This window comes from uncultured Cyclobacterium sp. (genome assembly GCF_963976465.1).
Lineage (GTDB): Bacteria > Bacteroidota > Bacteroidia > Cytophagales > Cyclobacteriaceae > Cyclobacterium.
In genome coordinates this window covers 1-7,205 of the sequence record NZ_CAXBOC010000296.1, presented here as the reverse complement: position 1 = coordinate 7,205, position 7,205 = coordinate 1, and the positions used below count along the sequence as shown (strand labels likewise).

The following is a 7,205-nucleotide window of genomic DNA, read 5'->3' as shown; positions in this document are numbered from 1 at the left end:
CATACCTGCAAGGTTCCATAATCACTGCTGCCAGGTCCGGTTGTTGATCAATAATTTCCTGAAAGGCCTCCAGGTCATTGTATTTGAACGGGAAACTGGTATTTCTCAGTGCACCAGGAACACCATCGGGGCTTAAACCGGGTAATAAATGGCCTTTGAGGGCATCATTTTCTCCCAGATTTGCGGCCAAATACCAGTCCTGCCAGCCATGGTAACCACAAAGGGCGATTTTATCCCTGCCAGTAGTTGCTCTCGCGATTCTTACTGCCACTGCGCAAGCTTCTCCACCGCCTCTGACAAACCTGGCTTGTTCTGCCCAAGGATGAATCTCACAGAGTTTGTCCGCCAATGCTACCTCCTCAGGAGGGTTGAGGGAACACATATTCCCCAGGTTTACTTTTTTAATGATTGCCTTATTTATTTCGGGATGGGCGTAACCCAAAATACAAGAACCCACAGCATTGGTGGAGAAGTCATAAAAGTGTTTCCCATCCAAATCCCAAATCTCACATCCTGATGCTTTTTTGAAATAGGGAGGCCAATGATTGGGAGCCATGTTCTCTGGCCTTTTGCTCAGTAGCTGGGTACCTCCGGGGATTCTGGTTTTTGCATATTTGTAATAAGCTTGATTAGTTGTTGGCGAATGCTCATTTAGCCCGAGTAAATGCATGGCATTTCCCCAAAAAATCAAATCTAAATCAGCCTTATCCAAACCAAAATTATTGGCGGCTTCCTTCAAGGCGTTGAGGGACTCTAAACCTACCAAGGTAGGTTTGCCCCATGCTTGGTCCCAATTGCAATTGTTTTCATCCAACCAAATAAAACCATTGCCTATGCTTACACATTTTCCTCGGATTTGTGAGACCGGGAAGTCAGTACCGAACATTAATTTTTCCGGGCCGAAGTATTTCAATATGGGTAATATTGCCTGCATTTCGCAGATCCCTGACATGTCAAACCATATATTAGGAATGCTGTTCAGGTATTTTGCCCCTTCAGCGTGCAAGGCATGAAAACTCCTCCCACAATGCGCCAAAATCAGTTTTACATTGGGGTATTTCAAGCAGAGTCTTTGAATGTCTTCGCAGTTTTTAGGATCAAGCAAGGCCTTGTCTTTCATGATATGCAACATGATTACTGCTCCGTGTTCATGCGCCGTAGCCCAGATGGGTTCCGGTAAAAAACCCGTTATGCCCGATTGAGAAGTTGGGGTTTCGGTGCTGTACACATGATAGGGTTTGAAACCGACCACTTTAGAATTTGAAAGGCCCAGTTCCAATTCCTTTTGGGAGGTTTCCGGTTTCACCAGCATCAACCCTCTGGATAAGGTTGATTTATCAAGTTCCTCAAACAGGAATTGATTGGCAGCGGATAAATTAACTTTGGGCAAGGGGGCAGGAAAAAACAAGCCGCCCAGTAAGGAGGTTTTCGGAAGCAATTGTTGGGTATAATCTTTCCACTGTTTATGACCAGCGATCTCTGGCCCACTGTTCCAAAAGCTGTTTTCAGGAGCATTGAGGTCTGCTTTTCTATACCAATGGGCATGAATATCATAGAATTTTTCCGGTAAAAAGGAAGCCATTGCTTCTATTGCAGACAGGTCTTCAGGACGCAATTGCCAGGGTTTATTGTTTTTCGATTTTTTCATAAATGAATGCTCACTCATAAATTAATTCTATTGAACAATTTTAAATCAAAACAGGCGAAAGGCAACGTTATAAAGTAGAATTAGTGCCGGAAACCTTCATGTGGTAGGTGTTAAAGAACTATTGCTTACCAATACCAGTAAACCAGTTATTTACTTTGGTCAATAATTTTCTCACTTCTTTTCTGCATGGTTTCCTGATTTCCTAAAAATTTATGGTAAATATAACTGAAAACGATCCCTGCCACTATGCCTGAAAAAAGAGATGCAGGCGTGATAAAGAGTACTTCTATTCCCATAAATTTAAAGAAGGCCACCGCAATGGCCACTGCAATACTTATCAATCCACCAATCAATACGCCTCTTGCTGTAGCAAAAGGGATAAATAGCGCCATAAAAAACAACACAAAAAGTGGGGAAACAAAAAGATTTACCACCTTGACAATAACATCATACAGATTGCCTTCTACCCTGCTAATCAAGAGACTTAGGGCAAGGGTGAAAATACCAACAAAAAGAGATAGAATTCTAATCCTTTTGAGTTGATTAACTTTTTTAGGTTTTGCTTTCCTTGAAAATCTTTTGAAGAGGTCTTCAGAAATCACAGAGGAGGTAGCACTGAGTCCTGAAGATAAACTGGACATAGCAGCAGCTAATATTCCTGCAGCTACCAATCCGGAAATCCCAATGGGAAGTCCTACCAAAATGAATTTTGGAAACAAAATGTCTGCATCGGTAGCTACTGACTCTCCTGCAGCAAGAAACTGGGGATTATCCAAGAAGTAGGCCAGCACAGCAAGTCCAACGAGCCCCAAAAGGAATTGTGCGACAAATGAGGTGATCAATGAGACAGCAAAGGTTTTTCTTGCGGTTTGAATATTTTCCGTAGCGAGAAAACGCTGAATGGACATCTGATCAGAACCTGATGAAGCCACATACCAAATGACGGTCATCAGTAAGGCATTGCCTATACTCAGCCGCTCCCTGGCATCTATACCCCATTTGTATTCACCCCAGTGATCCAACCAATGTGTGGGTATCCATGAAGTAGCGGATCCAAAATAAATGCTTATCAAGACCAGAGTAAGGAAGGCACCTCCCAGCAAAACACAGGATTGAATCACATCTGTGAAGACCACGGCTTTTAAGCCGCCCATGGTGGTGTAAATAATGGTTACCCCGATTAAGATAATACTAATCCATAAGATGTTTGAGGTGCTGTCCTCAAAGCCAAATGGAAATAATGGCTGTATTCACCGTAATGAAAATTATGGTGCCCATCCAAAGAAAACGCAAAGACAAAAACAGAAATGTAGCCAATAACCTTATGCTGACACCCAAATTGATTTCCAAAATCTCATAGGCAGAAGTCACCTTTAATTTCATAAATCGAGGAATGAGGAACCAACCTACGATATAATAAATTAAAGGGAAAGCCAAAACTCCAGAAAAGATAACCGGCCCGTATTTGATCATCTCACCGGGGTAAGAAAGATAACTCAAAGAACTGAGCAGGGTGGCAAACAAGGATAAACCCACGGCCACCGGGTTCATTTTTCCACCTCCCAATAAGAAATCTTTTTCGTTTTTGTTCTTTTTAGAGAAAATATAGCCAATAAGCATCATTCCCAGCATATACACCAGTACAATTACCCAATCAAAGGTGGACAATTGGTGGGTAGTTTGCTCCATATGAAGCAAGGCAAAGGCAGCGGTTGCCATCACATCTGCATTTGATGCAGCGTCCTGTTCATTGACCTCATTTTTTATTGGAGCGTCATTGCGGAGCATGCCAAGCAATAGAGGTTGGTGCTCCCAGTCTCCTTTGTGAGAAATAGCCAAGGCCAAGGCCATTCTATCCCCCTTTTTTTCACTGTGCTGCAATGCCAAAATTTGCGTTTCAATTTCTTTATAAGCCGCTGAATTTTGATTTTCTGTACCTGCCCAATAATATGCCGCTGTCAATAAATGAACCTTTGCGATAGAATTGTCAGGTTCATCAAGGGCTAATGATGCCAGTTTTTTCCAGCTTTCTTCAGGGATTTCCCCTTCCATTTTCAAGGCATAAGCAGCCTGTAGTCTAGGTATTTCTTCCGGAATGCCTGATATTAAGGCTTCAAACAATGGGTTGTTGTCATTTTCTTCTCCCTGCAAGCTTGCCCAAAGGGTATATACCCATAAACTTCCTTTTTCTCCCTTGAGAATTTCCTCAGTAGTAGCTTTCGCTAATGTACTAACGGGAACGCCGAGTTTAGCTAAGGTTTCAGCTGCATGAATTCTGTCTGTAGCTTGGGGATCATTATAAACCGCCAAGATATTGTCAATATACTGTTGTCTTTCCTGCTTCGTGGGGGCAGATTTAGCGAGCACCCTCCAAATGCCTATCCTATATGGTGGAAGTTCCCCAAATTTATCAAGCTGCTCTAAAAATATTTCATATACTCCCTCGGGATCGCCTACTTGTAATTTGTATTCGGCAGCATGAACTTTCACCCATTGTTCTTCCTCATGCATCACCTTGTCAAGTACCTCATAAGCCAAAGTTTTGTCTTCAGCCATTAGACGATTGCTCTTTTCACCACAGGAGGTGAAAGCAATAGAAATGAAGCATATCAAACCAAGTAAGGAGAAGTTTTTGAAGGGGAAATTCATTGATTATTTATTTAATGAGGCTAAATAAGCTTTTTTTGCATCGAGGTCTTCTTTGGCAGAAGCGCCAAAATAGATCAAGCCTAAGGCTTTTCTACTATTATAATTGCTACGATTTGGAGCAGCTCTATGGATGGTAAGGGCGTGGTGAAGCAAAAGGTCTCCCGGTTTAGTTGGCATGAAAACTTCATTTTCTAAATCTGAAGGAGTTCCAAAGTCCTGAATTTGCTGAGAAAACCCCAAGGTTTCGGATTTGCTATGCGCTCTTAGGCCATTTAAATGAGAGCCTTTAACATAGCTTACCCAGCCATTTTCTTCATTTACTTTTTCCAATGAGAGCCAGAAAGTTACCGCAGACATGGGGTTTAACATAAAATAATATCCGTCTTGATGTGGAGGTGTAGCCTTACCTATTTTTGCAGGTTTGTTGAAGTATTCCACTGTTTTCCCCAGCACCGGCTCAGCAAGAATTTGTTCAGCCATGGCCGAGAATTTACTTTCCAATAGCATATGTTCAAAAAATGAGTCATAGACTTGAAGGTCCTGTATCATTTTCAATCCTTTTTTATTTTCAGGATCTTCAAATTTGTAATGCTTTGCAGGGATCTTGGTTAAGCCTGTGGCTACAATTTCATTAATTTTTGAATTTATGGCATCAATTTCTGCATTGCTTAGAAAGCTTGGACAGTATAGGTAACCTTCTTTATCAAATTTATCCTTGTTTAGTTGTTCGGTCATGGAATTTTGAGGTTGATGAGCTTAATTTATGACCCTTCATTAGGGTTTTTAAATGGATATTTATCCATAAGAGCTTTAATTTTCTTACTAAAAATTAAAAAATCCTCTTCCCTATTTAGCATTTCACTTTCGGAATAGGAATAAAACCCCTCACCCTTGTCCATGCCTAATTTGCCTGCCTTTAACTTGTCATCTATTAATTTTGAGCTTGTTTTATCATTTGAAAGTTCCGGGTTAAGGTCTTTCATCACCAAACCATAAATATATGTTCCCATTAAATCCATGTACCTGAAGTTGCCCGAAAAAGGCAGATAATAGCCGGGATCATTGCGACAAGCCCTGTCGATATCTATTGGTTCAGCATAACCTTTGTCTATCAAGTGAAAAGATTCTCTGGCCATTGCTGTCAGCAGTCTGCTTCTAATTCCCTTTCCTTTGCTTAGCAAATAAGGATCTTTGTCCCAATAGGTCTTCGCCAATTTCATTATTTCTCTTACAGGCTCAGCCTTTGTCTTTTCGTTGGTAATGATTTCTAGAAATAAAGTTTGGTGTGCAGGATACACCCAGTTGAGGCCTATTAGTCGCTCAGGGTTTGGGAAACCTTCTTGTAAATCTGTTAAAGTATAGCTTTCAGCATTGATACCTACTAGCGCGTTTTTTGAGACTAGACCGGATATTTCCCCTAAAAGCGCTCTTTTTAACGTTTTGTTTTCCGGGCAATGAATGATTACCAGGTCAGCATTTGGTAAGGAGCTATAGTTTGGGTCTATGCTAATATTGTTTTGTGCTTCCATAGTCTTTGACAAGAGGCTGTTAGACAATGGATATTCGGAAAGAGAAACCTTATGTCCGGAATTGCCCAAACATATGGCAATTCCGGATAGGTTTTTTCCTTCACCCACCAAGAAGATGTTAATTTCGGAAGGGGTCATTTTATTTTTCATTCATTTTTAATAGTACTCTCTCAACACTTTTTAAAGCATATTGAATGTCTTCTTCGGTATGTACAGCCGAAAGGTACCAAAGTCCCCTTCCTATGACACGCACACCGTCGTCATGCAAACCTGAAATGAATTGCCCCAATTTGGCTTTGTTTAACTTCAAAACATCTCTAAATTCACTGAGAACTTCTCCATCAGAGAATCCTGTATGAATGATTGGGCCAATTCCGGAAACAATCATATTGTGTCCTGTTTTTTTGGCAAGTTCTTTCAATCCGTCTCGCAACTGATCCCCTAATTCGAACATTTTGGCATAAGGATCTTCCCTTTCGAGAACAGAAACCGTCGCCATGGCTGCGGCTACAGTCGGATTGGCCGTGTTCATGGTGCCGGCATGAATCACCCTTGCAGAGGAGATTTCCTCCATCCATTCTTTTTTACCAACGATGGCGCTGATTGGATAACCACTACCGATGGCTTTAGCAAAAATGGACATGTCCGGAGTAATGCCGAAATAGGTCTGGGCTCCTTTTAGCCCTATCCTAAAGCCTGTAATTACCTCATCGAAAATTAGGGCGATGTTATATTCATCACACAAATCCCTCAAACCCTGTAGAAATCCTTCTTTGGGTACAATGCAGCCATTGTTACACATGATAGGCTCCGTAATAATCGCAGCAATTTCATGGTGGCTCTCCTCCAATTTAGCCTTAACTAAATCCAAGTCATTCCAAGGGAGTAAATGAAATTCATTGATAGCGTCCGGTGGCAAACCTTGGCTCCAAGGGCTTGGGGTGGGGGCTTTTCTTGGTCCCAAAGCTTCAGGAGACGGGGTGGAAATGCCAAAACATACGTTGTCTAACCAACCATGGTAATGCCCTTCAAACCTTAAAAATTTACTTTTACCTGTTTTCGATCTTGCTACTCGAAATGCAGTTTGAACTGCTTCAGATCCATCCAAACAAAAACGCATCATCTCTGCAGAAGGGATAAGCTCCTGAAGCTTCTCTGCCAACTCAAGCTCCATGATATGCTGTCCTGCAAACAATTGCCCTTTGGAGGAATAATCATGAACGGCTTTCAGAACTTCAGGATGGGAATGGCCTAAGATCAAAGGGCCTTGACTTAATGTGAAATCTCTGTATTCATTTCCATCCACATCATAAATACGGGTACCACTTCCATGACTGTAAAATAAAGCATGGGGGTGATTGTATTTTCTAAATTCTGAG

The 7,205-nt window shown here is 41.5% G+C and carries 6 protein-coding genes; all 6 read right to left on the bottom strand.

The annotated features are described in order from the left end of the window. A partial coding sequence (locus AAC037_RS15900) for an aminotransferase class III-fold pyridoxal phosphate-dependent enzyme (RefSeq protein WP_339903913.1) occupies positions 1-1,648 on the bottom strand: 1,648 nt, incomplete at its 3' end. A 146-nt stretch (positions 1,649-1,794) separates the two neighbouring features. Further along, positions 1,795-2,802, bottom strand: a complete 1,008-nt coding sequence (locus AAC037_RS15895; protein ID WP_339903912.1) for a hypothetical protein — start codon at positions 2,800-2,802, stop codon at positions 1,795-1,797. A 67-nt stretch (positions 2,803-2,869) separates the two neighbouring features. After that, complete coding sequence (locus AAC037_RS15890) at positions 2,870-4,297, bottom strand: hypothetical protein (protein ID WP_339903911.1); 1,428 nt, start codon at positions 4,295-4,297, stop codon at positions 2,870-2,872. Positions 4,298-4,300: 3 nt separating this feature from the next. After that, positions 4,301-5,032 (bottom strand): phytanoyl-CoA dioxygenase family protein, encoded by a 732-nt coding sequence (locus tag AAC037_RS15885; protein WP_339903909.1) that lies wholly within the window; start codon positions 5,030-5,032, stop codon positions 4,301-4,303. Positions 5,033-5,058: 26 nt separating this feature from the next. Continuing rightward, on the bottom strand, positions 5,059-5,976 hold the full coding sequence (locus tag AAC037_RS15880) for a 3-hydroxyacyl-CoA dehydrogenase NAD-binding domain-containing protein (protein ID WP_339903907.1): 918 nt from the start codon (positions 5,974-5,976) through the stop codon (positions 5,059-5,061). Then, positions 5,966-7,205 (bottom strand): aspartate aminotransferase family protein (locus AAC037_RS15875; protein ID WP_339903906.1); only part of this gene is annotated, 1,240 nt, incomplete at its 5' end. The genes AAC037_RS15880 and AAC037_RS15875, both read right to left, overlap by 11 nt.

Coding starts and splice junctions, on each gene's coding strand:
- AAC037_RS15895 (WP_339903912.1), bottom strand. CDS start 2,802: ATGGGCGGCTTAAAAGCCGTGGTCTTCACAGATGTGATTCAATCCTGT.
- AAC037_RS15890 (WP_339903911.1), bottom strand. CDS start 4,297: ATGAATTTCCCCTTCAAAAACTTCTCCTTACTTGGTTTGATATGCTTC.
- AAC037_RS15885 (WP_339903909.1), bottom strand. CDS start 5,032: ATGACCGAACAACTAAACAAGGATAAATTTGATAAAGAAGGTTACCTA.
- AAC037_RS15880 (WP_339903907.1), bottom strand. CDS start 5,976: ATGAAAAATAAAATGACCCCTTCCGAAATTAACATCTTCTTGGTGGGT.